Annotated in this window: 21 protein-coding genes and 1 pseudogene; 3 read left to right on the forward strand and 19 right to left on the reverse strand. The window is 70.6% G+C overall.

Features of this window, described 5'->3' with window-relative positions:
• The first annotated feature begins 238 nt into the window (after window positions 1–238).
• A complete protein-coding gene (locus ACIQFX_RS15560; protein WP_402463042.1) occupies window positions 239–2599 on the forward strand; it encodes an arylsulfatase in 2361 nt (786 codons plus the stop codon).
• A gap of 27 nt (window positions 2600–2626) precedes the next feature.
• Here ACIQFX_RS15560 and ACIQFX_RS15565 read toward each other — a convergent pair whose 3' ends face one another.
• The 6 genes from ACIQFX_RS15565 to ACIQFX_RS15590 all read right to left on the reverse strand — a co-directional run bounded on the left by ACIQFX_RS15565 (window position 2627) and on the right by ACIQFX_RS15590 (window position 7452).
• Window positions 2627–2968, reverse strand: a complete 342-nt coding sequence (locus ACIQFX_RS15565; RefSeq protein WP_402463045.1) for a hypothetical protein — start codon at window positions 2966–2968, stop codon at window positions 2627–2629.
• Window positions 2969–3113: 145 nt separating this feature from the next.
• A complete protein-coding gene (locus ACIQFX_RS15570; RefSeq protein WP_402463048.1) occupies window positions 3114–4421 on the reverse strand; it encodes a cation:proton antiporter in 1308 nt (435 codons plus the stop codon).
• A gap of 385 nt (window positions 4422–4806) precedes the next feature.
• On the reverse strand, window positions 4807–5271 hold the full coding sequence (locus ACIQFX_RS15575; RefSeq protein WP_402463051.1) for a hypothetical protein: 465 nt from the start codon (window positions 5269–5271) through the stop codon (window positions 4807–4809).
• A 135-nt stretch (window positions 5272–5406) separates the two neighbouring features.
• Window positions 5407–5619 (reverse strand): hypothetical protein, encoded by a 213-nt coding sequence (locus ACIQFX_RS15580; RefSeq protein ID WP_402463054.1) that lies wholly within the window; start codon window positions 5617–5619, stop codon window positions 5407–5409.
• A gap of 85 nt (window positions 5620–5704) precedes the next feature.
• Window positions 5705–6889, reverse strand: coding sequence for an FAD-dependent oxidoreductase (locus tag ACIQFX_RS15585; RefSeq protein ID WP_402463057.1), 1185 nt, complete (start codon window positions 6887–6889; stop codon window positions 5705–5707).
• The gene (locus ACIQFX_RS15590; RefSeq protein ID WP_402463061.1) at window positions 6886–7452 is read right to left on the reverse strand and encodes a glycoside hydrolase family 15 protein; all 567 of its coding nucleotides are present in this window, start codon (window positions 7450–7452) and stop codon (window positions 6886–6888) included. Before ACIQFX_RS15590 ends, ACIQFX_RS15585 begins: the two co-directional genes overlap by 4 nt.
• Window positions 7453–7956: 504 nt before the next feature.
• On the opposite strand from ACIQFX_RS15590, the gene ACIQFX_RS15595 reads away from it, so the two are divergent.
• Both ACIQFX_RS15595 and gntH read left to right on the forward strand, forming a co-directional pair.
• Window positions 7957–8187 carry a hypothetical protein gene (locus tag ACIQFX_RS15595; RefSeq protein ID WP_402463065.1) on the forward strand — a complete coding sequence of 77 codons (231 nt, stop codon included), beginning with the start codon at window positions 7957–7959 and terminating at the stop codon, window positions 8185–8187.
• A gap of 50 nt (window positions 8188–8237) precedes the next feature.
• The gene (gntH, locus tag ACIQFX_RS15600; protein ID WP_402463068.1) at window positions 8238–9395 is read left to right on the forward strand and encodes a guanitoxin biosynthesis MBL fold metallo-hydrolase GntH; all 1158 of its coding nucleotides are present in this window, start codon (window positions 8238–8240) and stop codon (window positions 9393–9395) included.
• Window positions 9396–9692: 297 nt separating this feature from the next.
• On the opposite strand, the gene ACIQFX_RS15605 is transcribed toward gntH, so the two are convergent.
• The 13 genes and pseudogenes from ACIQFX_RS15605 to ACIQFX_RS15665 all read right to left on the reverse strand — a co-directional run bounded on the left by ACIQFX_RS15605 (window position 9693) and on the right by ACIQFX_RS15665 (window position 24325).
• Entirely contained in the window at window positions 9693–10124 is a 432-nt protein-coding gene (locus tag ACIQFX_RS15605; RefSeq protein WP_402463071.1) for a hypothetical protein, read from the reverse strand.
• A 415-nt stretch (window positions 10125–10539) separates the two neighbouring features.
• Window positions 10540–11397: a slipin family protein gene (locus tag ACIQFX_RS15610; protein WP_402463074.1), complete on the reverse strand. Its 858-nt coding sequence runs from the start codon at window positions 11395–11397 to the stop codon at window positions 10540–10542.
• 189 nt (window positions 11398–11586) lie between these two features.
• Window positions 11587–11838 (reverse strand): annotated as a pseudogene (locus ACIQFX_RS15615) (ATP-dependent helicase); the annotation flags it as partial.
• 41 nt (window positions 11839–11879) lie between these two features.
• Complete coding sequence (locus ACIQFX_RS15620; RefSeq protein WP_402463077.1) at window positions 11880–13319, reverse strand: aldehyde dehydrogenase (NADP(+)); 1440 nt, start codon at window positions 13317–13319, stop codon at window positions 11880–11882.
• A gap of 65 nt (window positions 13320–13384) precedes the next feature.
• Window positions 13385–14506 (reverse strand): (Fe-S)-binding protein, encoded by a 1122-nt coding sequence (locus tag ACIQFX_RS15625; RefSeq protein WP_402463080.1) that lies wholly within the window; start codon window positions 14504–14506, stop codon window positions 13385–13387.
• Window positions 14503–15882: an FAD-binding oxidoreductase gene (locus ACIQFX_RS15630; protein WP_402463083.1), complete on the reverse strand. Its 1380-nt coding sequence runs from the start codon at window positions 15880–15882 to the stop codon at window positions 14503–14505. The genes ACIQFX_RS15625 and ACIQFX_RS15630 overlap by 4 nt, the downstream gene beginning before the upstream one ends.
• A 55-nt stretch (window positions 15883–15937) precedes the next feature.
• Window positions 15938–17932: a hypothetical protein gene (locus tag ACIQFX_RS15635; protein WP_402463086.1), complete on the reverse strand. Its 1995-nt coding sequence runs from the start codon at window positions 17930–17932 to the stop codon at window positions 15938–15940.
• A 132-nt stretch (window positions 17933–18064) separates the two neighbouring features.
• Window positions 18065–18802: a ribonuclease activity regulator RraA gene (locus tag ACIQFX_RS15640; RefSeq protein WP_402463089.1), complete on the reverse strand. Its 738-nt coding sequence runs from the start codon at window positions 18800–18802 to the stop codon at window positions 18065–18067.
• A gap of 80 nt (window positions 18803–18882) precedes the next feature.
• Window positions 18883–19713 (reverse strand): SDR family NAD(P)-dependent oxidoreductase, encoded by an 831-nt coding sequence (locus tag ACIQFX_RS15645; RefSeq protein WP_402463093.1) that lies wholly within the window; start codon window positions 19711–19713, stop codon window positions 18883–18885.
• Window positions 19710–20873 (reverse strand): mandelate racemase/muconate lactonizing enzyme family protein, encoded by a 1164-nt coding sequence (locus ACIQFX_RS15650; protein WP_402463096.1) that lies wholly within the window; start codon window positions 20871–20873, stop codon window positions 19710–19712. The genes ACIQFX_RS15645 and ACIQFX_RS15650 overlap by 4 nt, the downstream gene beginning before the upstream one ends.
• Window positions 20861–22750, reverse strand: a complete 1890-nt coding sequence (locus ACIQFX_RS15655; RefSeq protein WP_402463099.1) for a dipeptide ABC transporter ATP-binding protein — start codon at window positions 22748–22750, stop codon at window positions 20861–20863. The genes ACIQFX_RS15650 and ACIQFX_RS15655 overlap by 13 nt, the downstream gene beginning before the upstream one ends.
• A gap of 10 nt (window positions 22751–22760) precedes the next feature.
• On the reverse strand, window positions 22761–23102 hold the full coding sequence (locus ACIQFX_RS15660) for a hypothetical protein (protein WP_402463102.1): 342 nt from the start codon (window positions 23100–23102) through the stop codon (window positions 22761–22763).
• The gene (locus tag ACIQFX_RS15665; protein ID WP_402463106.1) at window positions 22985–24325 is read right to left on the reverse strand and encodes an ABC transporter substrate-binding protein; all 1341 of its coding nucleotides are present in this window, start codon (window positions 24323–24325) and stop codon (window positions 22985–22987) included. Before ACIQFX_RS15665 ends, ACIQFX_RS15660 begins: the two co-directional genes overlap by 118 nt.
• Between the last annotated feature and the right edge of the window lie 43 nt (window positions 24326–24368).

The following is a 24368-nucleotide window of genomic DNA, read 5'->3' on the forward strand; positions in this document are numbered from 1 at the left end:
CTTAAACGCTTCTTGTCCGTACTGCGCCTTTCGTTCCTGGCGCCTAGCGTGGAATAGGGGTTGTGGGTACGCAGGGCAGCTTCGGCTGTGGCACAGGTCCTGCATGCATCGTGAGCGACCGAACGCGGGCACAGTCCTCGCAGGTGGTGACTCTCGGTGATCTGGCTCGGCTCAGTGCCTCAGCGACAACCAGTGCCGGCCGGAAGGAACCATCCCGCCGGTGGATCGGAGGCCGGGTATGCCGCAGGCATCCTGGAGCGAGTACAAGCCGGGACGGTCGTTCCCCGGCATGATCGGCAGGACAACCGATGAGTCCGAGCCGGCCTGGCCACAGCCGGTCCGGGCGGTGCCCGGTTCGCCGAACGTGCTGTTCATCGTGCTGGACGACACCGGGTTCGGTCAGTTCGGCTGCTACGGCAGCCCGATCGGGACGCCGAACCTGGACGCACTGGCAGCGGGCGGGCTGCTGTACACCAACATGCACACCACGGCCCTGTGCTCGCCGTCGCGTTCGTGCATCGTGACCGGCCGCAACCATCACGCCAACGGCATGGCGGCGATCACCGAGGCTGCGACCGGATACCCCGGCTACAACGGCCAGATCCCGTTCGAGAACGGTTTCCTGTCCGAGATGCTGCTCCAGCACGGCTACAACACGTACATGGTGGGGAAGTGGCACCTGGTGCCCTCGGAGCACGAGTCCGCGGCGGGACCCTACGACCGGTGGCCGCTGGGGCGCGGCTTCGAGCGGTTCTACGGCTTCCTGGGCGGGGACTCCAGTCAGTGGTACCCGGACCTGGTGTACGACAACCACCAGGTCGAGCCGCCGGCGACGCCGGAAGAGGGCTACCACCTCACCGAGGACCTGGCCGAGCGGGCGATGTCGTTCATCGCGGACGCCAAGCAGGTAGCCCCGGACAAGCCGTTCCTCCTGAACTTCTGCCCCGGCGCGACGCATGCTCCGCACCATGTGTCCAAGGAGTGGGCGGACCGGTACCGGGGGCGGTTCGACGAGGGCTGGGACGCCTACCGTGTCGGCACCTTCGACCGGCAGAAGCAGCTGGGCATCGTCCCGCCGGACGCCGAGCTCTCCCCGCGTGACCCGGACGTGCCGGCCTGGGAGTCCCTGTCGCCGGACGCTCGCCGCCTGGCGGCGCGGATGATGGAGGTGTTCGCCGGATTCCTCTCCCACACCGATCACCAGATCGGACGCCTGCTGGACTTCCTGAAGGAGAGCGGCGAGCTCGACGACACGCTGGTCATGGTGGTTTCCGACAACGGGGCGAGTGCCGAGGGCGGGGTCACCGGCACCACCAACGAGCTGCAGTTCTTCAACAACGCGCCCGAGTCGCTGGAGGAGAGCCTGGCGCGGATCGACGAGATCGGCGGCCCGGAGACGTTCAACCACTACCCGTGGGGCTGGACGTGGGCGGGCAACACGCCGTTCAGGCGGTGGAAGCGGGAGACCTACCGCGGCGGTGTCAGCGACCCGTTCCTGGTCCACTGGCCCCGTGGTATCCAGGCCCGCGGCGAGATCCGCCATCAGTTCGCCCACATCATCGACATGGTCCCCACCGTGCTCGACGTACTGGGCGTTGAGCCGCCCGCCACCATCCGCGGGGTCACCCAGTCGCCCCTGCACGGGGTCAGCTTCGCCCACACCTTCGACGATCCTGCCGCCCCGACCCGCCACCGCACTCAGTACTACGAGATGCTCGGCCACCGGGCGATCGACCACGACGGCTGGCGCGCGGTCTGCCCCTGGCCCGGCCCCTCGTTCGCCGAGGCCGGGCGTCCGTTCGGCGCCCCGATCACGATGGCGGACCTGGACGACCTCGACGCCCACCACTGGGAGCTCTACCACGTCGCCGAGGACGTCGCCGAGACCCGCGACGTCGCCGAGGAGCACCGCAGCAAACTGATCGAGATGATCACCCTGTGGTACGTCGAGGCCGGCAAGTACAACGTGCTGCCGATCGACGGCAGCGTCCTGGAACGCATGATGGTCGAGCGTCCGCAGATCACCCAGGCACGGACCAGCCACACCTTCCGCCCCGGCACCCAGGTCCTGCCCGCCGCCGTCGCCCCCCGAGTCCTCAACCGCCCGCACAGCGTCACCGCCGCCGTCGAGATCCCGCCCGGCGGCGCCGAAGGAGTCCTGTTGTGTCAGGGCACCAACGCCGGCGGCTGGACCCTGTACGTCAAGGACGGCCACCTGCACTACGCCCACAACTATGTCCGCCGCGCTCTGCACCACGTGGTGTCCGCCGAGCCGCTGGCCGAGGGCCGGCACGCCCTGCGCTTCGAGTTCGAGCCCACCGGGAAGCCGGACATCGCCCACGGCAAGGGCGCGCCCGGTCGCGCCCAGCTCTACGTCGACGGCCGCCTCGTCGGCGAGATCGAGATGCCGTACACCACCCCGGTCGCCTTCAACCCCGGCGGCATGTCCTGCGGCGCGAACCCCGGATCGGCCGTCACCGCCGACTACCGGGCGCCGTTCCGGTTCACCGGCATCCTGCACAGCGTCACGGTCGACATGTCCGGCGACCTGATCGTCGACGCCCCCAGCGAGATGCGCATGCACATGGCCCGCCAGTAAGAGCCCGCAGACCGGGCCTGCCGCTGGTCAGCCGACGCCGTCCAGCAGCAGGCCCAGCCGGATGTCGAACCAGGTGCGCTCCTGGCGCCACTCCTGCGCGGCGCCGACCAGCAGCCGGCTCAGACCGCCGACGGTGAGCGACCGCCACCGGCATCCGTTCAGGACTTCAACCAGCGCCTCGGAGCATTCTTCCTGTGGGCTCAGTCTGTTTCGTGACCCACGGGGGCGGGGGAATGCCTGCGCGCCGTCCATGGCGGCCACTGCGCGGAGGCAGACCAGCTCGGCGGTGAACGACTGCCAGGCGAACGGCTGCAGTGCGGCACGGACCGCAACGGCTCGGGCATCGCCCGCCGCTACCGTCACCGCCATCGGAATCACCTCACTCGCACAGCACCAGTCGATGCCGATTCCGATTGTCACATGGTGCAGATGCCGCGTGAACAGGCGATTCGCCGGAAGGCGAGAACGTGGGGCGACCTCCGGAGGACGGTCTCGCGCTGCCGTGCCGGCGACGCTAGGCGGCGTCCGGGCCGCCCCGAGGTGGGCGGACACCGTCCCCGGGCACATCCGCGTGTTCTCGGAGAGCGGGGTTGCCGGCGCGGGCTCTGGCGTACCAGGCGCCATAGCGGCCTCCCAGCGCAGGAGCGGTGGCTCCGTGGAGGCACACGCTCAGGGCGACCGTCATCGCCACCGCGCCGCCGAGGACCTGGTTGCCGGGGAGGTGTTCTTCCACGGCGAGCAGGCCGAACACGAGCGAGGCGAGCCCCCGGGGTCCGAACCAGCCGATGTAGGCGACGGTCGGCGGGCGCAGGCCGGTACCCAGCAGGGCCGCCGCGACGGGAACCATGCGGATGACGGTCAGGCTGAGCACCGCGTAGACGAACATCTGCCACGTCAAGTGCTCCAGCACCGGGCCGAGGACGGCCGCTCCGAAGGCCAGGAAGCTCAAGGACGCGAGCAGCAGTCCCAGACGTTCGGTGAACGCCGTCGCCCCCTCTCCCACGTCCGAGACACCAGCGCCTGCTGAGGTCTCAGGCTTTCGCAGCACGCTGCCGAACGCCAATCCGGCAACCCAGACGGAAATGAACCCACTCCCCTGGGCTTCCACAGCCAAGGGGTAGGCGACGAGCGGGACGGCCAGAGATGCCAGCTGGCGCCACCCGTGAGCGGTCCATGCGCGCGCGGCCGACCACCGCAGAAGCCGCGCGACCGCCCAGCCCACGGCAAAGCCGATCGCCGAACTCAGCAACAAGGCCCGCAGGAACGTCTCACCGACCCCCTGTTCCCCGGGGCCGCCACCCGCCGCCGCCAGCACCAGCACGAAGAACGGCAGTGCCAACCCGTCGTTCAGCCCGGACTCGACGTCCAGGCCGTGCCGTACCAGCGCGGGCACCCTGCGGTCCGAGATCGCCTGCTGGCCGAGCGCCGCGTCCGTAGGCCCCAGGATGATCGCGACCAGCGCCAGTTCCCACATCCCGAGTCCGGGCAGCAGCGGCCAAGCCAGGAGCCACCCCGATGCCATCGTCAACGGCAGGCCCACAGCCAGCAGCCGCAGCGGGAGAAACCTCTCCCTGCGCAGCTCGCTTCCCTTGATCGCGGCCGCGTCGGTGAACAGCACCACGGCCAGCGCGCTCTCCAGCAGCGCCCGGACCGGCTCCACGCCGCCGTCTTCCTCGACCAGTCCCAGGCCGAGGGGGCCGATGGCCAGTCCGACCGCCACGAACACCAATGGCCCGGACACCACGGTGTGGGACATCCGTCGTGACAGTGCCGCGTAGCAGGCGACCACCGCGCCCGCCGCCACCCATGCCCACGGGTCCACGTGATGCCTCCCGATAGCGACGACAGAAGCGACGACCTGGCGCGTCGTACGCAACCCATGAGGTAGCGGGAGGCTGGAAGCGGCGGACTCAGATCGCTTGCCATCTTCCGTCGAGGGTGGGGAGTGCACCGGTGAGGCTCGGGGCGAGTCGGACGACCGTCGTCCTAAAGGACGCGCCAAGCGCGAAATCCACCAGCACCGGCGGTCCTGAGCGCGTCGGTGACGAAGCCGCGCAACCAGCGGCCGGGGACGGAGGCCGGGGCGGTACAGCTGCCACAGAGAGCGACCGGGCCGGACCCCGCACGAGACACGGACAGATACCCGCATCCCCCGAAGCACGGGCTCCGGCGGACAGAGGCATCCTCAGGAAACGAAACCCCGTGGATCAGCCGGACGGTCCTGGCGGCAAGGTGCCGGCCCGATACCCCTGCATCGGTGCGTCGGCGTCCGCCCATGTCTTGGCGACGGGGCCGATGATGCGCCACGCCTCTTCGGTCTCGTCACCTCGGATGAACAGGGTCGCATCGCCCCGCAGCATTTCGAGGAACAGGTTGGCGTACGGGGTTCGTCCGGACTCGGCCGAGTGCAGGGTGAACGGTGTTCCGTTCCGGCGTGCGTTGTCGACCTGGACTGTGAGGGACGCGTACGTCTCGGTGTGGCGGGCGGGGGCGACTCCGGGTTCGTCGATGTAGGACGGTATCCGGCGGTCTCCGACGGTGTCGGCGGAGCCGGTGATCGTGAGCCCGGCCGGGAGGAGTCCGGCTTCGGCAAGCTGGGCGAGTGCCGGCATGATCAGTCGGCTGGTGAGGTCTCCGGAAGCTCCGAACAGGGCTATGCGTCGGATCGTCATGGGGCGCCTCGATCGGGTCGAGCAGGAAGTGTCAGGTGCGTGGTGACGGCATCCCGGAGCGGGCACTCCGCCTGCTGGGCCGGTACGTGAGGAGCCGTGCCAGCAAAACGTCTTCCCTCGCATGACCTCCTGCGGTCAGACGGCTGTGAGGGCGCCGGGGAGCTGGGCCAGTCCGTCCTCGGCGTGGGTCACGACCGGCATGCCGGCCACACCGGTCGCCAGTGGTGTCTTGTGGAAGCCGTGGTATGTCATCGTCCCGCCGGAGAGGAACGCTGTCTCCCAGCCGGCTTGGCGCAGCACACAGTGGGCGATGCAGTTGCGGAAGCCGGAGCGGCAGTACGTGTACACGGGGCGGTCGCGCGGGGATCTCGGACAGCCGCTCGCGCAGCTCGGTGTACGGGATGAGGACGGCGCCGGGAATGTGCCACGCCTCCTACTCGGCCGGGGTGCGGGTGTCGAGGATCAGCGCCCGATCGGCGCACTCCGGGTACCAGAGGCGGATGTCTCCGCGCAGGAGGTTCGCGGCCAGGAAGCCGACCCTGTCGACCGGATCCTTCGCCGATCCGTAGGGCGGGGCGTAGGCGAGTTCGAGGTGCTCGAGATCGTAGACGGTCATTCCGGCACGCTGCGCGACCGCGAGGACGTCAATGCGCTTGTCGACGCCGTCCCGGCCCAGCACTCGCGCGCCGAGCAGCTTGCCCTCGGCGGGGTCGAGCAGCACTTTCATGAACAGCGGAGCGGTGCCGGGGTAGTAGGCGGCGTGCCCGCTCGGGTGGGCATACACCTTGCGGTAGGGGATGCCGGCAGTGTGCAGTTGGGCCTCGGTCAGGCCCGTGCCGTCGGCCGTCATGGCGAGGACCTTGACGACGGCCGTTCCCTGCGTCGCGCGGTAGGCGCTGTCATGTCCGGCGATGGCGTCGGCGGAGGTGGAGAGGCGGACGTCCACATCGTGACTGTTGACGTGGTGGTGCAGGATCCGGGTCATCTCGTGGTCGAGCCACTGCATGAGCCGGTCCGTCCGTTCGACGACGGTCGTCTCCAGCCCGCGGGACCGCAGCGCCTCAGCGAGTTCCAGGCCGATGCAACTGCCGCCGACGACGACGGCACGTGCGGCGCCCTTCTCCAGGTGGGCGATGATCCGGTCCATGTCCGCGATGCCGCGCTGGACGTCGACACGGGGGTCGCTCTCCCCCGGAATCGGTGGGCGGATCGCACCGGCGCCCGGACACAGGACGAGGGTGTCGTACGACTCCCGGTAGACGCGGTCTGCGTCGAGGTCGCGTACCTCGACCTCCTTGGCCTGGCGGTCGATGCTCAGCACCTCGTGCGCGGTACGGACATCGAGCGCGAGGCTTCGGGCGAGACTCTCGGGGTCTGCAGCGGCAGGCTGTCCCGCTCGGGGATGGCTCCGCCGATGTGGTACGGCAGGCCGCAGTTGGCAAACGACACGAAGTGGCCGCGCTCGAGAAGGATGATCTCGGCCGACTCGTCGAGCCGCCTCAGACGCGCGCCGGTCGAGGCGCCTGCCGCGACGCCTCCGACGATGACGGTCTCGTGGAAGGCCCCTTCCGGACTGGTGACGCGAGCGGCCTTTGGAGCCCGGGGCCGTGGCGGTCATGGCGCGCGCCGACTCTCTCCGGGGAGGGCACCGAGGGTGCCGACGCCGTGGTCGATCAGCGGCATGTAGAGCAGCGCCGCGTCCAGGACCTGCGTGTCGTAGTGCTGGACGAAGGCCCCGCGCCCCGGATCCCATCCGCGCTCCATGATCTGGAGCAGGATCGCATCCCGCGTACTGACCCAGCGTGCCAGGTCTGCAGGTCTGGCGTGGTCGGTGGCCAGACGCACCGCCCTGTCGAGCGCGACCCAGGACATGAGACGGCCGTACGTGAAGTCCTCGCGACCACCACGGGTCTCCCAGATGCCGTCGTCCGGCTCCTCCCAGTGGTCGCACGACCAGTCGACGAGCCGGGTGAGCCGCTGCCAGCCGCGCCAGGCCAGCGGCATACCGCGCGCGTCACCGAGCCGGATCGAGTCCATGGCTTCGCCGTAGATGTCGAGTTGGAGCTGGTCGGAGGCTCCGTTGCCGATCCGCACGGGGCGCGAGTCGCGCCACCCCTCGAAGTGGTCGAGCACCTCCTCGGTCAGGTCCGACGAGCCGTCCGCCCGGTGCGTGCTCTTCACCGGCGACGTGTCCCGGTCGGTCGGTCGGTCGCCGAGGCGGCGGCATCGTCGACCCTGGCCGCGAGCCAGCGTAGGAAGCCGTCCGCCTCCTCGGTGCAGCCGAGCCCCAGCAGGGCGGCATGGCTGCAATGAGGCGCCGCGCCGAGTGGTCATGGCGGGCACATAGATGCGCGCCTATTCTGATGAGTAAGCCAGGCGGATGAGGTGTTGTCCTGAGCTTGCTTCTCTCGGCGTTCGATTGTCGCTGTGCGTGATCGCCATCTTCACGCGGGCGTACCGCAACCGCACGATACGTGGGCGCCATGGCGACATTCCGGTCCGGGGGCTGCGTACCGGCAGGGCTCGGTGGGCCGGAGGTCACGTCTTGTGCGTCTCCGACGTCTTCGCCTGGCGTGGGAGTCCCGCGGCGTGGAAGGAGGATCTGGACGGATCGCGAGCGTGAGCATGCAAAGAGCCACCCATGAGGAGCAGCACGGCTTGCGCGGCCTGGGTGACCACCCGGCAGTGGCAGAGCTGAAGGCAGAGCTGAAGACCGACCGGGGGCGGTTTCTTCGGGTCGCCACCACGGCGGAGCACCAGCAGGATTCGGCTGGGTCGTTCGCGCAGGCGTCCTCGGCCCGCCACGCCTGTCGAGAGCTCCGGGGCGATGCCCCGGACGCCCCGCGGGACCGCGCGGCCACGTTCGACGCGGCCTGCGAAGTGGCCAGGGCGAGGAACCTCCCGGTCGAGTTCTGACGGGACCGCCCCGGCAACGGCCCGGCCGTTCTCAGGAAGGAGCGGACCCCATGAGCGGAGAGGACCGCGCGGCACTGCCCGATCTGACCTACATGGGCGGAACGCTGGCGATCACCACCACACCCGTCGTGGGCACGCCCGCGCAGCCCTATCCCGACGTGTTCGTCCCCTTGTGGGAGGAGCTGCGGGAAGGGGAGATACGGGTCACGGTACTCGGGAGCGGCAACCCGCCACCGACCCGCGCCCAGGCGTCGGGCAGCGTACTCGTCGAAGTGGGCAACGCCGAGCGCGACATGTTCCTCTTCGACGCCGGCAGCGGATCCCTGGCGAACTTCCTGTGCCTGAAGCTCCCCGTGAACGGGCTGGACAAGGTCTTCCTGAGCCATCTGCACGCCGACCACACGGCCGACCTGATCACGCTGTTCGGAAGCTTCCGCAAGGCCGGAAGAGCGGGCCCGCTCCACGTCTGGGGCCCCAGCGGTTCGGAACCGCGGTTCGGCACCGCCCGCGCAGTCGAATGCATCGCCGAGTCGTGCGCCTGGGACACCGAGTCGACACGTGGGTTCACGAGCAACGAGAGCGCGCAGATGCACGTGACGGAGTTCCCCACAGCGAAGACGCACACCGTCTACGAGGACCACGGCGTCACGATCACCGCGTTCCCGGTGGTGCACGCGCTCGACGGCGCCGTCGGCTATCGGATCGACTACGCCGGCTTGAGCGTCGTGCACTCCGGTGACACCCGCCCCTGCTGGCCCCTGGTCCGGGCCGCCGAGAACGGCGTGGACCTGCTGATCCACGAGTGCTTCCCCTCCGCGGACCTGCTGGCCGCCCTCACAGGAAGGCCGATCGACAAGTTCGAGACGGTCATGGGCATCCACACGGTGCCGCGGATGGCCGGCAAGGTGTTCTCGCTCGTCGAACCGCGCATGGCGGCCCTGTGGCACACCATGCTCGTACCACCGCTGGTCGAAGGCATGTTCCGGCAACTGCGCACCACCTACGAAGGACCGGTTACCCAGACGCAGGACCTCACGGTGTTCAACATCACGAAGGAAGCGGTCGTCGCCCGCCAGACGGAAACGGTCGCACAGGCGATGGTCGTCGAGGGCGAACCCACCGTCCGGCCGACCTTCGGGGAGCGGCCCACTCCTCCCAGCTGGTGGAAGGACGCACTGATCCCCGAAGACGCGCCGACCGTCGCGTGAGTCAAGGGTTCAGCGATCCGAGAAGACCGTGCCCGGTGACGCCGCTCGCAGCGCTTGCACGGCCGAAGCGAGCGGCTCGGGGCCGCGGTTCGTGCTCGGCATGCTCGGGGAGCGCTCAGGAGCCGCCCGCCGCCGAGAATCTCGCCACTCGCGCATGCCGGTGCCGGCGATCGAGCCAGGCTGCCGGAGGTCTCCAGGCCGATGAACGTCGTCCTCCTGAGTGGCGGCGTGGGGGGCGTGCTTTCTCCTGCCTCTGCACGCTCTTCAGCGGAGGCGCGGCGGTGCCGCGTGATCCCCCTACGGGTGCGTGGCGTCGGGGAGTTCGTCGCCTTGTCCGTGTGGGTCCATGCCGGCGTCCTTGAGGACGGCTCGGTGGACGTCGTGGATGAGGTGTTGTTGCGCTTCGGTGAGACCGCAGGTGAGCGCTGGTCCTGAGCCGGGCTCATCGCGTTCCCCCCAGATGACCAGGCTGTCGAGGAGGCTCTGGTCGGGTCCTCCCAGCACTGCCGCGACGGACGAGGCGACGCGGTTGAAGCGGTGGGCGCCGACGGGGCCGTGAGCGGCGGTGGTGTGGCCGTGGAGGCCGGGTCCGCCCCAGCCGGCGTGCTGGATGCTGAAGGTGGCGGGAGTCGTGTGGGGCGGGTCGCCGGCCTGGGCCGACGTGCCGGGGATGCCGTCGTGGAAGTGCAGGAGTCCGTCGGGACTGATCAGCGCGTAGGTGCCGGCCATGGAACGCCTGGTCTCGTGCGTCCGGTGGGCATGAGTCGCGAGCGGCAGGCTGCCGCGGCGGTGCCGGGACGGGACGGAACGGGGAACGCACCTGTCTGCCCGCCGAGGGGCTACTGCCATTGTCCCTCGTCTCCGGCCGGAGAACCACTGTCCGAGGTGCCGGGACAGAGTGCAGGGCCGGAAGTCGCTGCCCGTTCCTCTCAGGTCCCCGTACCGGCGGACGGCACGGTGTCCGGGCGTGGATCACCGTGGCGGAGGAGTGCGATGTCACCGTCGTGGACCGGGCTTCTGCCGGCCCGCGCGCATTGCGGGCGACCGGTGGCGGACACGCTACTGGCAGACGCCGTCCCTGGGCCTCGCCCTCCTCGCCGCGGGCGGCGAGGAGGGCGAGGCCCAGGGACGGCTGCTTCGGCTGTCACGAGGGCTTGGCGGCCCCGTTGACCGGGGGCGGGAGGGCCACGGCCTTGGTGATGTCCGCCGGAGTGTTGTCCCGCTGCGCGGCGGCGGCTGTCTCGCGGGCGAGGAAGGTGCCGAGCTCGCCGATGGTGCTCATGAGAGGGGCGGGGAAGACGACAGTACTGTTCTTGTCCACTCCGATCTCGACCAGGCTCTGCAGGTTGCGCAGCTGGAGGGCGAGCGGGTGGGCCATCATGGTGTCGGAGGCGTCGCCGAGTGCCGCGGCGGCCATCGATTCGCCCTCGGCGCTGATGATCTTCGCCCTCTTCTCCCGCTCGGCCTCTGCCTGGCGGGCCATGGCACGCTTCATGCTCTCGGGCAGCTGGATGTCCTTCAGCTCGACCAGGGTGACCTCGACGCCCCAGTCGGCGGTGGTGACGTCGAGGATCTCGCGGATGTCGACGTTGATGCGGTCGGTCTCCGACAGGGTCTCGTCCAGGGTGTGCTGTCCGACGACCTTGCGCAGGGTGGTCTGCGCGATCTGGTTGATGGCCGCACTGACGTTCTCGACGGCGATGACCGACTTCACGGCGTCGACGACACGGTAGTAGGCGACCGCGGAGACGTCGACGCTGACGTTGTCGCGGGTGATGATGCCCTGGGACTGGATGGGCATGGTGACGATCCGCAGCGACACCCGGTGCAGGACGTCCACGAACGGCACGATCAGCCGCAGCCCCGGCTCCCGGACACCGATCAGCCGGCCGAAACGGAACAGCACACCCTTCTCGTACTGCCTGACGATCTTGACGGCCATCGCCAGCCCCACCAGGGCAAGCACGGCCAGCACGATCAGAACCACGATCAGCACGCCCACGACACCGCTCCTCAGAACGAGGACCACGTCACGCCCGCGCGAGGCCCGTCAACAGCGGCGACAAGAAGAGAACTTCTCCAGGTCACCCGGAGGACTGCGCGGATCGTGCACATGCGACGATGCCTCCTCCTTCCCAGCATCGCGCAGGTTCCCGGCGCGGGGCAGGGGCCGAACGGTCCCATGCGCCGGTTTGGCGATGCCGCCGTCTTCGACGGTTCGACGAAGGCGCGGCATCGGGCCCAGTACATGAAGGTGACCTGCCAGCTGCGGCCGGCCGGGAGCAGACGGCGGGCCTGGGCGTTCCTCGGTGAGGACGGTGGGGTCGGCGGTCCCGATCTCCGTGCGTCCGGCAAGCACGGTGAACTCGGGCGGTGTCGTGAAGGAAGCGGTCAGCTCCATGAAGTGGCGGCGACCGAAGTGTTCCTCCGCCTCGGTTCCGAGGCCTTTCATGCTCGGTGGACCGTGCGGAGAGGTCCGCCTTGTCACGCCCCTGTGCGCTGCGGTACCCGCCATGGGTTGGCGGTCCGCAACGGGTACGGCAACAAGGCCTCGGGCATGTTCTGGTAGGCGACCGGGCGCAGCCACCGGGCGACGGCTGTGCCGCCCACGCTGGTGTGCAGCGGGTTGGTCGTGGCCGGCCAGGGGCCGCCGTGGTGCATGGCGCGGGTGACCGCCACTCCTGTCGGCCAGTCGTTCCAGATCAGGCGGCCTGCCCGCAGGGCGGACCAGATCTCGCGGGACAGTTCCCCGTCCGCCTCCTCCTGGCCGTGCACCGTGGCCGTGAGGCTGCCCGGGAGCTCACGGAGGGTGGTGAGCAAATCCTCGGTGGAGGCATAGGTGACGACGGTCGATGCCGGGCCGAAGCATTCCCGGAGGAGTTCGGGATGGGCGCGCAGGTCGCGGGCCGTGACGGTGAGGAGCGCCGCCGAGGGACCGTCGGCTGGTCGTTCGGTGCGGTGGGGGCCGGTCGGTGCGGTCGCGATCCGCCGGACGGCGGGGTGGGTGGCCAGCTCGTCGAGGGTCGTGCGGTAGGCCTCGGCGATCCAGGATCCCAGCATCGGCGCGGGAGAGGTCTGGGTGACAGCCAGGCGGAGAAGTTCGTCCAGGTCGTGCCGTTCGGGCAGGAAGAGCAGACCCGGCTTGGTGCACAGCTGGCCCTGGCTGCGGGTGACGGACGCGATGTACTCGCTCACGAGGACGGGTCCGCGTGCGGCGAGGGCGTGGGGAGTGACCACCACGGGGTTGAGCGAGCCCAGTTCTCCGTAGAACGGGATCGGGTCGGGGCGGGCGGAGGCGAGGTCGAAGAGCGCCCGGCCGCCGGTGGTGGAGCCGGTGAAGCCCACGGCCTGGACTGCGGGGTCGGTGACGAGGGCGCGGCCCGCCTCGCGGCCGTGGACGACGGAAAGCGCTCCCGGTGGCAGGACTTCGGCCGCGAGGGCGGCGGTGCGGTCGCTGAGACGGGGGTGGCCCTCGTGGGCCTTGACCACGACCGGGCAGCCGGCGGCGAGCGCGCTGGCGGTGTCACCGCCGAGGACCGAGAAGGCGAAGGGGAAGTTGGAAGCGGCGAAGACGGCGACCGGGCCGAGCGGGACGAGCATGCGCCGTACGTCCGGGCGCGGGGCGGGAACAGCGGTGTCGTCCGCCTCGTCGATCATGACGTCCAGGTGCCCGCCGTCTTCGGTGATCTCGGCGAGCATCTCCAGCTGTGCGCAGGTGCGCACTACCTCGCTCCGCAGTCTGACGTCGCCGAGGCGGGTCTCCTCCTCCGCGAGGCCGACCAGTTCGTCGGTGTGCTCGCGGAGCACGTCGGCGAGGTCTCGGAGGAGTGAGCCGACCTCGGACGGGGTGAGTGCGGCGAGAGCGGGAGCGGCGGCGCGGGCGGCTTCGATGGCCAGGGGGTCGAGCGGGGAGCGGGAGGGCATGTCTTCTCTCAGTGGTGTGGCGGGGGGTGCTGAAGTCGGTTTCCCGGGCGGAGTGCTGGGTGTCCCTAGGCGCTCGGAAGGCTGTTCTCTCCTGCCATGAGCAGGAGTTCGGCCAGGTGCACGGCCTTGACCCGTGAGCGTCTGCGGCGCAGGCCGGTACGGAGCTGACGCAGACAGCCCGGATTGACCGCAGCGACGAAGTCGACGCCGGCGGCCTCGATCTCGTCGATCTTGGCGGTGAGGATGCGGCGCGATTCCCGGGGGCGCAGCAGGGAGTACGTGCCGGCGGCACCGCAGCAGGTGCCTGCCGAGGGAAGTTCGACGTAGTGGGCGATCTCGGCGAGCAGATCACGGGGGGCGGTCCTTACTCCGAGGCCGTTGCGCAGGTGACAGGAGTCCTGGAGGGCGACACGGGCTGGGCGGCCGTCGACCCGGAGTTCGCCGAGGGGGCGGTACGCGGAGCCGTTGGCCAGGTGGTCGGAGAGTTCGCGGACGCGGGCCGTGCCGAGGACCGAGGCGAGGTGGGCGGCGCAGCCGCCGGAGGTGGTGACGATGGTGCCGGGAAGGTCCTCGCCCACCCGGTGGGCGAGGCGTGCGCCGGTGGCGGTGTCGCCGTTGTGGGCGTGCAGCGCGCCGCAGCAGCCCTGGGAAGCGGGGGCGGTCAGTCCGGGGACGAGGGCGCGGGCTGCGCGGCCGACGCGCGGGAAGAGGACGCGCTCGAAACATCCGAGCATGAGCGATGCCCCGCCGGACGCGCCGGCCGAGGTCTCGGCGACGGTCGTGGGCCGGGTTCCTCGCAGTCGTCCCAGCAGGCGGAAGAGGACCCGCCGGCCGGCGGCGAGCATGAGGGCACGGGCGAGAACGGGCATCCGGCGTCCGCGCCACTGGTGGTCGCGCCACTGCTCCAGAAGCTGCCCGTACTCGACGCCGGCCGGACAGACCGGTTCGCAGGCGCGGCATCCCAGGCACTGCGAGGACTGTTCCTTCAGGGTGGGGTCGTCGGGTTCGAGATCGCCGTTCTGCAGGGCCCGCATGAGGTTGATCCGGCCCCGGGGCGAGGACGCCTCGTCACCGGTCTCGGCGTAGGTGGGACAGGCGGGGAGGCAGAAGCCGCAGGAGATGCAGCGGGAGAGGAGGTCCGGGTCGAAGACGGGCTTCGGCAGGGGGGCGCCTGTGCGGTCGGTCATGAGCCCAGCTTTCCGGGGTTGAGGATGCCGGCCGGGTCGAAGGCCGTCTTCAGTCGGCGCAGGAGGGCGATCTGGTCGGCGCCCAGCTGTGCGGACAGATGGGGGAGCTTGGCCGCGCCGACGCCGTGTTCGCCGGTGATGGTGCCGCCCAGGTCGATCGCGGCGGCGAAGATGTCGGCGAAGGCCCGCTCCGCGCGGGCGATGGCGTCCGTGTCGTCCTGGGACTTCACCACGCAGGTGGGGTGGAGGTTGCCGTCGCCGGCGTGGCCGAAGGTGGCGATCGTGACGCCGTGGCGGGCTCCGATCGCGTCGATGCGGTCGACCATCTCCGCGATGCGGGGCCGGGGCACGGTGGCGTCCTCCAGGATGGTCAGCTCACCCAGCCTGGAGAGGGCGGGAAGAGCGCATCGCCGGGCGGCGAGCAGCGCCTCGGCGTCCGCCACTTCGGCGGCGGTCGTGACGTCGAGGGCGTGGTGGGCCGTGCAGACGTCGCTCATGCGCTCCAGTGCGTGGGCGACCGTGTCGCTTGCGCCGTCGTCGCCGAAGAGGAGCAGTGCCCCGGCGTCGGTGCGCAGTCCGAGACGGGCGAATTCCTCCACCGCCCGGATGCAGGACCGGTCGAGGAATTCGAGGGTGGCGGGCAGGATGCCGTCGGCGATGATCGCGGTGACGGCCCGGCCCGCGGCGGCCAGGTCGGGGAAGTAGGCGACTCCGGTACCGGCCGTCGTGGGGGTGGGCCGCAGGGCGAGGGTGGCTTCGGTGATGACGGCGAGGGTGCCTTCGGAGCCGGTGAGGAGCCGGGTGAGGTCGTATCCGGCGACGTCCTTGCGGAGGCGGCCTCCGGTGCGGATCGCCTCTCCCGTGGGCAGGACCGCTTCCAGGCCGAGGACGTGGTCGCGGGTGACGCCGTATTTGAGGCCGCGCAGGCCGCCGGCGTTGGTGGCGATCGTGCCGCCGATGGTGGCCACCGTGCGGCTGCCGGGGTCGGGGGCCCACAAGAGGCCGTCGCGGGAGGCGGCTTCGGCCAGGGTAGCGCTGGTGACGCCGGGCTGGACCCGGGCCAGGAGTTCGGCCGGAGCGATCTCGAGGATCCGGTTCAGGCGGGTCAGGACCAGGACGATGCCTCCTCGGGAGGCGACGGTGGCGGCGCACAGGTTGGAGCCGGCGCCGCGTGGGATCACGGGGACGGCGTAGCGGGTGGCGATGTCGAGGACGGCGGCGACCTCGGCGGTGTCCGCGGGAAAGACGACGGCGTCGGGCCGGGCGTGGAACAGCGGGGTCGCGTCCCGGCTGTAGGGGACGAGTTCGCCGTCCGTCTCCCGGAAGTGACCGGGTCCGACGACCGACCGCAGGGCCGCTCGTGCGGTGGCGTGCATGGGGGTCTCCTCGGAGCCGGGCCCCGCCCGGGGAGGGGGCGGGACCCGGCGGTTTCTAGAGCCTGATCGCGGAGCGGTCGGCGATGAGGACGGGCGAGTCGTACACCGGCACGTTGCGGAAGGTGTGGGTGCCACCCGATACCGTCCAGTCGGCGGCGGGGATGCCGAAGACGGCGCCGGTCCGTACGTCGACGTAGACGGGGTCGGTGAAGTCGCCGTCGGGGAGGGTCAGACGGACCGGGGTGCGGGTGGTGCTGTCGCCCGGAGTGGTGGTGCCGTTCCAGACGCCGACGATCTGGCGTCCGGTGTCGCGCTTGGCGAAGCCCTGGACGGTCAGGGTGGTGGCGGAGTCGGTGGTGAACGCGTAGGCCGGCAGCGCCGTCACCGTGCTGTCGATGACGGCGGCGAGGGTCTGGACCGCGTAGTAGGACGGCTTGGCGTAGCGGATCGACTTGTCGCTGTTCGTCTGGAGCAGGCCCTTGCTGTTGATCTTCGAGGGGTAGTGGAGGTCGGAGATGCTGAAGGCGCTGGTGCTGATGCCCTGGCCGAGGTCGTGTGTGAGGCGGCGCAGGAACCACTTGGTCTGGCTCAGTTCGGTCCAGTCGAGGTCGCCGAGCGCGCCGAAGCTGTTGGGCGCGCTGGGGGCACCGTTCTCACCCTGCCTCAGTACGGCTCCGGGGGCGTACTGGTCGATCAGGGCCCGGAGCTTGTCGACCTGCTGATAGGTCCAGACGTCGTCGGGGTTGGGGTTGTAGGGGTGGTAGCTGATGCCGTCGAGCAGGTGGCTGTGGCCCTGTCCGGAGAGCCGGACGAGGAAGTCTTTCGTGTACGGGACGTCGATGCCGGCCTCGCCCGGCCCGTAGATGACGGATTCGGGCTGTTCGGCGCGGACGCGGGCCGCGGTGCGGGCGAAGAAGTCGGCGTACGTGGCTGCCGGGATGCCGGCGAGGTTGGGCTCGTTCCAGATCTCCCACTCGGTGACCCGGTTCTCGTACCGCTTGACCATGGCGGTCACCCAGGCGTCCCAGGCGGCCAGGGCTTCGGTGGACGTCGGGATCCGGCCGCCGAGGCCGGCGCCTCCGCCGCCCGTGTAGATGCCGTTGCCGTAGGAGAGTTGGAGCCAGGGCCTGACGCCGCGAGCCGTGGCGTCGTCGACGATGCGGTCGAGCCATGTCCAGTCGTAGACCCCCTTCGTCTTCTCGGTCTTGGCCCAGCCGCCCTGCAGGCGGACCCCTGTCGCTCCCAGCCGCCCCAGGTAGGGGGCGTACGCCTGGTAGTTCGTGTAGTCGCGGTCGAGGGTCTCCGCTCCGACGAGCAGCTTGGAGGCACCCACCTGCGCGGCCGTGCGGGGGGCGATCGTGCCGAGGTGCGGCCAGCCCGTCGGGGATGCCTCGACAGTGGTGCGGACGTCGTCGAGGTAAGCGGTGCCGGTGTCGCCTACGGAGACCCCGGCCTGCAGGCTGCCCAGATCGGTGGTGGAGGTGCGGAAGTCCAGCCCGGCGGCACGGCGTTCGCCGTCGATGTGGAGGTCGGCGCCGGCGGTGCCGGGGCGGGCGACGAGACGGATGTCGTACCAGCGGTTGGGGACATAGGCGCCGAGATCGACCTGGGTGGCGCCGTCGTAGGTGTAGAGACGGCCGGTGGGGCTCATGGCAACCGTGACGCTGTGGCCGCCCGAGCCGTCGAGGTGCACGCCGACCGTGGCGGTGGACTGGGCGGCTCGCAGCCGGAATCCGGCGACGACGGTCGATGTCGTGGTTCCGAACGTGGCCGTGGCGGTGGTGTTGGCGGTCGTGGAGGCGTCTCGCAGGCGAAGGCTGCGGTCGACGGTGCCGGTCACGTCCTGCACGGTGACGTCGCCGCTGGTCGTCCAGCCGGGAGCGGGAGAGCCGGGGGCGACGGTGTCGAAGGTGCTGGAGAGGTTTGCCGCGGCGGCCGGGCCTGCCGAGGCGACGGAGATCAGGGCGCCGACCAGAGCGCCGGAGAGGAGGAGCGGGACGGTCCTCCCGGTACGGGAACGTACAGAGCCGGGTGGGGCGGGGTTGACCATGATTCCTGCCTTCTGCGGGGGAGGGCGAATCGATCGGTGAACGGGATGTGGGTCGTGCTGCCGGAGCGCCGGTTGCCGGCGCTCCGGAGACCGGGCCGCCGGCACGGTCGGAGGGCGCCGGGCGGACGGGGGTCAGTCGGTCGCCGGCAGCGCGCCGCGCGACTCGTCGTAGGCGCGGCGGGTCGCCGCGTCCGGGGGGTAGGTGCCGCGCAGGGGGGCGCCGCCTGCGACGCGGGCGACGATGAACGCCTCCTGCAGTTCCTGTTCCCGGGCCGCCCTGGCGATGACCGGGACGAGGTGGCGGGGTACGCAGACCACACCGTCGGCGTCGCCGACCATGACGTCCCCGGGGTAGACGGCGACGCCGGCGCACCCGATGGGCACTTGCAGGTCGACCGCGTGGTGCTGGGCGAGGTTGGTCATGGCGGCCGCCCCGGTGGCGAAGACGGGCAGGGGCAGGCGGCTGATCTCCTCGATGTCGCGCAGGGTGCCGTCGGTGACCACGCCGGCGGCGCCGTTGACCGCCATGCGGGTCAGCAGGATGTTGCCCGCGGCGGCGGCGCGTCCCTGGCCGCGGCAGTCCACGACGAGAACCTGGCCGGGGCCGGCCTGCTCGACCGCCAGGCGCTGCGGGTGGTCGTAGTCGTCGTAGACCTCAAGGGTGTCGATGTCCTCGCGGGCCGGGATGTAGCGCAGGGTGAAGGCTTCGCCGACCATGCGCCTGGCGTCGGGCGTGACACAGGTCAGGCCCGCCAGGAAGGTGTTGCGCAGGCCGTGCTTGAAGAGTTGGGTGGTGATGGTGGCGGTGCTTGCCTCGCCCAGGGCGGCCAGATCATCGGGGTCGAGGGGCTGCCGGGGGGTCTGGGTCATGTCGAGCTTCCTTCGGTGCGGCAGAACGGCCGACGGGTACGGACCGGGACGGTGGTGCGGCCGGTCAGGGGACGGGACGGTCAGGGGACGGGACGGTCGAGAGCGGGGTCGGCCCCCGGCGGCCTGAGCTGCGCGCTCAGTCCCCCGTCGACGTTCAGCACCTGTCCGGTGATGAAGGACGCGTCCGCCGAGGCGAGGAACGCGACGGCCCCGGCGACATCGGATCCGTCGCCGACCCGGCCGAGTGGGACCGGCTGCGCGCGGGTCTGCTGCTGGGCCGGATCGAGGAGGGCGAAGCGGTCGTTGATGACAGGGCCGGGGGCGACCGCGTTGACGCGGATCCCTCGGGGCGCGAGCTCCAGGGCCATCGCACGGGTCGCCGCGTCGACGGCGCCCTTGCTGGCGTCGTAGGCGACGGCGGCCCGGTGGGCACGGGTGGCCCCGACCGAGGAGATGTTCACGACCGAGGAGCCGGCCGACATCACCCGGGCGGCTGCCACCGTGCACAGGAACACCCCGCGCGCGTTGACGGCGAAACTGCGGTCCCAGTCGGCGACGTCGATGTCGAGCAGCGGACCACGCCCCAGCATGGGTGCGGCCGCGTTGTTGACCAGCAGGTCGAGTCCGCCGAGGACATCGACCGTACGGTTGAGGCAGGCGTCGACCTGACGGGCGTCGGATACGTCGCCGGGGCAGGCCACCGCGGACATGCCCCTGTCGCGCATGGCTGCGGCCGCGGCTTCGGTCTCGGTCGGGTCGGGGCCGTTGAGGGCGACCGCCGCGCCTTCCTGGGCGAGCCTCCATGCGATGGCCAGACCGATGTTGCGTGCGCCTCCGGTGACCAGCGCGACACGGCCGGTGAAGCGGCCTTCGGCACGGGCGTCACCCGTCGGCTGCGGTGTGTCGCTCACGTGGCGGCCACCTGCCGGTCGACGACAGCGGCGGCGCTGGTGGCCGCCCAGGTCAGCGGTCCGGCGGAAGCCGACAGCCGCTGCGGGTCGAGAGTCATGCCGAGGCCGGGGCCCTGCGGCACGGACAGCAGGCCGCCGGTGTAACGGACGGGGTCGGTGACGACGTCCCGTGTGTAGAGGAGCGGTCCGACCGGGTCGCTCGGGACGGTGACGGCCGACATCGCCATCGCGATGTGGGCGGCGGCCGCCGTGCCGATGGACAGCTCCTGCGTGGTGCCGACCAGGCACGCCTTGCCGGCGGCGTCGGCTATCGCGAAGATCCGGCGGGCCGGTGTGATCCCGCCGATCGCGATCACACTGACGTTGAACACGTCCACCGCGTCCGCGGCAACGAGGTCCAGAGCCCACCGGAAGCTGTAGACGTGCTCGCTGATCGGGACGGCGAGCCGGTCGCGAGCCTGGACCAGACCGCGGATGTCGTGGTGCGGGGCGGGCGACTCGACGAGGTCGTAGCCGACGTCGGCCACCCGCTCGGCGAAGGCGCAGGCCGCCTTGGCGTCGAGGAGGTTGGAGAAGTCCAGGGACTTGATGGTGATGCGGTCGCCGAACCGTTCGCGGGCGGTGCGCAGGAATCGCTCGTCCAGGTCGAGGCGGCGTCCGACGTAGACGCGGAAGTAGGTGAAGCCCTCTTCCAGGCGCTGTCCCACCATGGCGAGATTGCGTTCGACGTCCTCCTCGTGCTGCTGGCGGAAGATCGGATACGCGATGGGCACGGACTCGCGGACCGCGCCGCCGAGCAGGTCGCACACCCGGAGACCGAGCTGTTTCGCGGCCAGGTCCCAGAAGGCGATGTCGACCCCGCACTTGATGGCGCGGCTCTTGTCGTAGATGTATCCGGCCTGGGGGAAGTTCGCTTCCAGGCGGCGTTCCATCTCGGTGGTCTGGAGTGCGTCGAGGCCCACGAGGATCTCGTTGAGGGTGGCTTCCAGTTCCGGTACGTCGAGGTGGTAGCGCGGGAGGTGCTGGAGGTCGGACATCTCACCGATGCCCGTCAGTGCGTCGTCGTCGGTGAGGAGTTCGACGACGATGTGCCCGCAGGTGATGCTGTTGTGCCGCGGCGTGTTGATCGAGGTCAGGCGGACTCGGGTCACTTCGGCCATGTGATGCTCCGTTCCTTGTCGGTGCCGGGAGTGCTCTCCGCGCCGGCGAGGCGGGGCGCGGTGCGCCCCGGGGCCATCGAGAGCAGTGCGCGGGTGTACGGGTGGGAGGGGGTCTCGTAGATCCGGTCGGCCGGCCCTTCCTCGACGATCCGGCCCTGCCGCATGACGGCGATGCGATGGGCGACCGATCTGACGACGGCGAGGTCGTGGGTGATGAAGAGGTAGGCCATGCCGTGGGCGGCCTGGAGGTCGGCGAGCAGGTTGAGGATCTGGGCCTGGACGGAGACGTCCAGGGCGCTGACGGCCTCGTCGCAGACGATCAGCCGCGGCTGCAGGGACAGTGCCCGGGCGATCGCGATGCGCTGGCGCTGTCCGCCGGAGAAGGCGGAGGGGAAGCGGTCCAGCGCGTACGCGTCGAGGCCGACGTCCTGGAGAAGGCGTACGAGCTCGGGTTCCGCGGTGTCCAGCCCGTGGACCCGCATCGGCTCGGCGAGGATCTCTCGGACCGTCATACGGGGATCGAGGCTGGCGTACGGGTTCTGGAAGACGACCTGGACCTCCCGCTGGAGCCGCCGCAGCTCCGACGCGGACGGCCGTCGGACGTCGATGCCGTCGTAGCGGACGGTCCCCCCGGAGGGGGTCTCCAGCCTGAGCAGCATCTTGGTCAGGCTGGTCTTGCCCGAGCCGGACTCCCCCACGAGAGCGAGCGTCCGTCCCGGCTCGACCTTCAGGCTCACCTGCTGGACGGCGTCGACGTGCCCGGTGATACGGCGCAGCGCTCCGGTGCGGACCGGATAGCGCAGGTCGGCGGCATCGAACTCGACGAGCGGCGTGCCGCCCTCCTGTTCGGCGTCCTGGGGCAGGTCGTCGGTCGTCAGGGGCAGCGCCAGGGGCCGTTCGCGTGGTGCGTCGGCGAACAGGCATGCCGCCGCGTGGTTCTCGCCGACGGTGAGCAGCGGGGGCACGGCACTTTCGCAGCTCTCCGTGCGAACCGGGCAGCGTGGTGCGAAGGAGCAGCCGGGAGGGCGTTCGCTGAGCCGGGGTGGCCGGCCCTCGATGGAGGCGAGGCGGGTGCGGGCGGGTGCGTCCAGACGCGGGGTCGCTGCCAGGAGTGCCTGGGTGTAGGGCATGCGGGGATCGGCCAGGACCTGGGCGGTGGGTCCGCTCTCGACGATCCGCCCGGCGTACATGACCGCGACCCGGTCGGCCTGTTCGGCGACCACGCCGAGGTCGTGGGTGATGAGGATCAGGCCCATGCCGAGGTCGTCGCACAGCGAGCGGAGCATGGTCATGATCTCGGCCTGGACGGCGGCGTCGAGGGCGGTGGTGGGTTCGTCGGCGATGAGGAGTCGTGGGCGGGCGGCGATCGCCAGGGCGATGGCGGCGCGCTGGCGCATGCCTCCGGACAGTTCGTGGACGTACTGGGTCAGGCGCTTCTCGGGCTCGGGCATGCGGGCCTGGGTCAACGCCTCGACCGCCCGTTTCCGCGCCTGCTCGCGGTTCATGCGTTCGTGCGCGCGGACGGCGTCCATGATCTGTGTGCCGATGGTCAGCAGCGGGTTGAGGGCGGTGCCGGGGTCCTGGAAGACCATGGCGACCCGGTTGCCGCGTACCTCCCGCCAGGAGCGCCGGTCCATGCCTCGCAGGTCGGTGCCGTCCAGCAGGATCGACCCGGTGGTCTCGCACAGGGGCGGGGGCGGGTTGAGACCGAGCAGGCTCAGGGCGGTGACGGTCTTGCCGGAACCGGACTCGCCCACGATGGCGAGGGTCTCACCGGTGGCGAGGTGCAGGCTGACCTCGTCCACAGCGCGCACGGGCGGCTCGTCGGAAGCGGTGTGGAAGGTGACGGCGAGCCGGCTGATGTCGAGGAGGGTCATCGCAGGCCCTTCAGGAGCCGAGCCGGGCACGCTCGAGGCGCCACTGACCGTCGACGTCGAGAGCGACGCCCTTGAGGTTGCTGCTCTGGATCAGCGGCGACTTGGCCTGGTGCAGGAAGACCCAGTAGTTGTTCTCCAGGATGCGGCGCTGCACGTCGACGTACGCCTGCTTGCGCACGGCGCGGTCGTCCGTGCTCAGCCCCTTGTCGAGCAGGGCGTCGAGGGCGGAGTCCTTCAGGCCCGACCAGTTGCTCGGGCCGTCACTGGCGAAGTACGGGTCGAAGGTGAGGGAGGGGTCCAGACGGGGGATGTCGACGACGAGGATCGCCGCGTCGAAGTCCTGCTTCCGCATGCGCTCCAGCTGGGGAACTCGAGGATCTCCACCTTGGGGGCGAATCCCACGGCGGTGAGCTGGCTCTGGAGCAGCTCCGCGACGGTGGGGTCGGGGGCGCGACGGCGGGCGAGGAGGGTGATGGGTACCTTTCCGCGCAGTCCCGCCTTGTCCAGGGTGGCGCGGGCCTTCTCGGGGTCGTACGGCAGGGGGGCGAGGGCGTCGTCGTGGAACCAGTCGCCGGCGGTGGCGAAGGAGGGGGCGATGTCGAAGTCGCCGCCGGCGGCGGCCTTGCCGACGGACCTGCGCTCGACGGCCATCGCGAAGGCCGCGCGTACCTGCGGGTCGCGGAAGGGTCCCTTGGTGACGTTGAGCGAGGCGTAGTAGTTGCGGCGTACGCCCTCGTCCTTGATGGTGATCCGTGGGGCGTCGGCCAGCTGCTTGTACTCCTCCGGTGGCAGGGCGCGCACCAGGTGCACTCCGCCGGTGGACAGTTCGGCGCGCAGGACCTTGGCCTCGGTGACGAAGCGCAGGACCACCTTGTCGAGGAGCGGAAGCGCGTCGCCTTCCTCGGTCCTGGCCCAGTACGTCTTGTTGCGCTCGGCGGTCAGCTGGACCTTGGTCCTCCACTGGCGGAGGGTGAAGGGGCCGGTTCCGACCGGCCTGCGGCCGAACTCCTCGGCCCCTTTGGCGAGCGCGGTGGGCGAGGCGATCATTCCGGGCTCGTGGGCGAGCTGGGTGAGCAGCAGCGGATCGGCCGCCTTCAGGGTGACCGTGACGGTCCGCGGGCCGGTTGCCCTCACCTCGCGGATGGAGGCCAGCGCGGCCTTCTTGGTGGAGCGGGTCGCGGGATCGGATATCCGCTTCAGGTTGAGGACGACCGCGTCGGCGTCGAAGGGGGTTCCGTCGTGGAACTTCACGCCCTGGCGGAGCTCGAAGGTGATCTCGGTGCCCGTGTCGGTCCATTGGGTGGCGAGGGCCGGCTCGAAGGTTCCGTCGCGGCGCTGACGCAGCAGGGTGTCGAAGAACAGGTTGAGGACGTTGCGGTCGGAGGAGATGGCGGAGCTCAGCGCCGGGTCGAGGGTGACGGGCTCGTTGTCGAAGCCGGCGGTGAGCGTTCCCCCGGAGGTTCCGTCGGAGGAGTCCGAGGAGCCGCATCCGGCCAGGGTGGCGAGGGCCGCGGTGGCTGCGGCACCGGCCAGGACGGTGCGACGTGGTATCCGTGGCGGCGTGGAGTTGGGCATGACGAAGTACTTCCTCTGTACGGGGGGGAACGGGGTGAAGGGG

It is taken from the genome of Streptomyces sp. NPDC093089 (assembly GCF_044754405.1).
Taxonomy (GTDB): Bacteria; Actinomycetota; Actinomycetes; order Streptomycetales; family Streptomycetaceae; genus Streptomyces.

Coding starts and splice junctions, on each gene's coding strand:
- ACIQFX_RS15620 (WP_402463077.1), bottom strand. CDS start 13,319: ATGCCCTCCCGCTCCCCGCTCGACCCCCTGGCCATCGAAGCCGCCCGC.
- ACIQFX_RS15625 (WP_402463080.1), bottom strand. CDS start 14,506: ATGACCGACCGCACAGGCGCCCCCCTGCCGAAGCCCGTCTTCGACCCG.
- ACIQFX_RS15665 (WP_402463106.1), bottom strand. CDS start 24,325: ATGCCCAACTCCACGCCGCCACGGATACCACGTCGCACCGTCCTGGCC.
- ACIQFX_RS15575 (WP_402463051.1), bottom strand. CDS start 5,271: ATGACGATCCGACGCATAGCCCTGTTCGGAGCTTCCGGAGACCTCACC.
- ACIQFX_RS15630 (WP_402463083.1), bottom strand. CDS start 15,882: ATGCACGCCACCGCACGAGCGGCCCTGCGGTCGGTCGTCGGACCCGGT.
- ACIQFX_RS15605 (WP_402463071.1), bottom strand. CDS start 10,124: ATGGCCGGCACCTACGCGCTGATCAGTCCCGACGGACTCCTGCACTTC.
- ACIQFX_RS15650 (WP_402463096.1), bottom strand. CDS start 20,873: ATGGCCGAAGTGACCCGAGTCCGCCTGACCTCGATCAACACGCCGCGG.
- ACIQFX_RS15565 (WP_402463045.1), bottom strand. CDS start 2,968: ATGGCGGTGACGGTAGCGGCGGGCGATGCCCGAGCCGTTGCGGTCCGT.
- ACIQFX_RS15660 (WP_402463102.1), bottom strand. CDS start 23,102: ATGCGGAAGCAGGACTTCGACGCGGCGATCCTCGTCGTCGACATCCCC.
- ACIQFX_RS15640 (WP_402463089.1), bottom strand. CDS start 18,802: ATGACCCAGACCCCCCGGCAGCCCCTCGACCCCGATGATCTGGCCGCC.
- gntH (WP_402463068.1), top strand. CDS start 8,238: ATGAGCGGAGAGGACCGCGCGGCACTGCCCGATCTGACCTACATGGGC.
- ACIQFX_RS15655 (WP_402463099.1), bottom strand. CDS start 22,750: ATGACCCTCCTCGACATCAGCCGGCTCGCCGTCACCTTCCACACCGCT.
- ACIQFX_RS15560 (WP_402463042.1), top strand. CDS start 239: ATGCCGCAGGCATCCTGGAGCGAGTACAAGCCGGGACGGTCGTTCCCC.
- ACIQFX_RS15635 (WP_402463086.1), bottom strand. CDS start 17,932: ATGGTCAACCCCGCCCCACCCGGCTCTGTACGTTCCCGTACCGGGAGG.
- ACIQFX_RS15585 (WP_402463057.1), bottom strand. CDS start 6,889: ATGACCGCCACGGCCCCGGGCTCCAAAGGCCGCTCGCGTCACCAGTCC.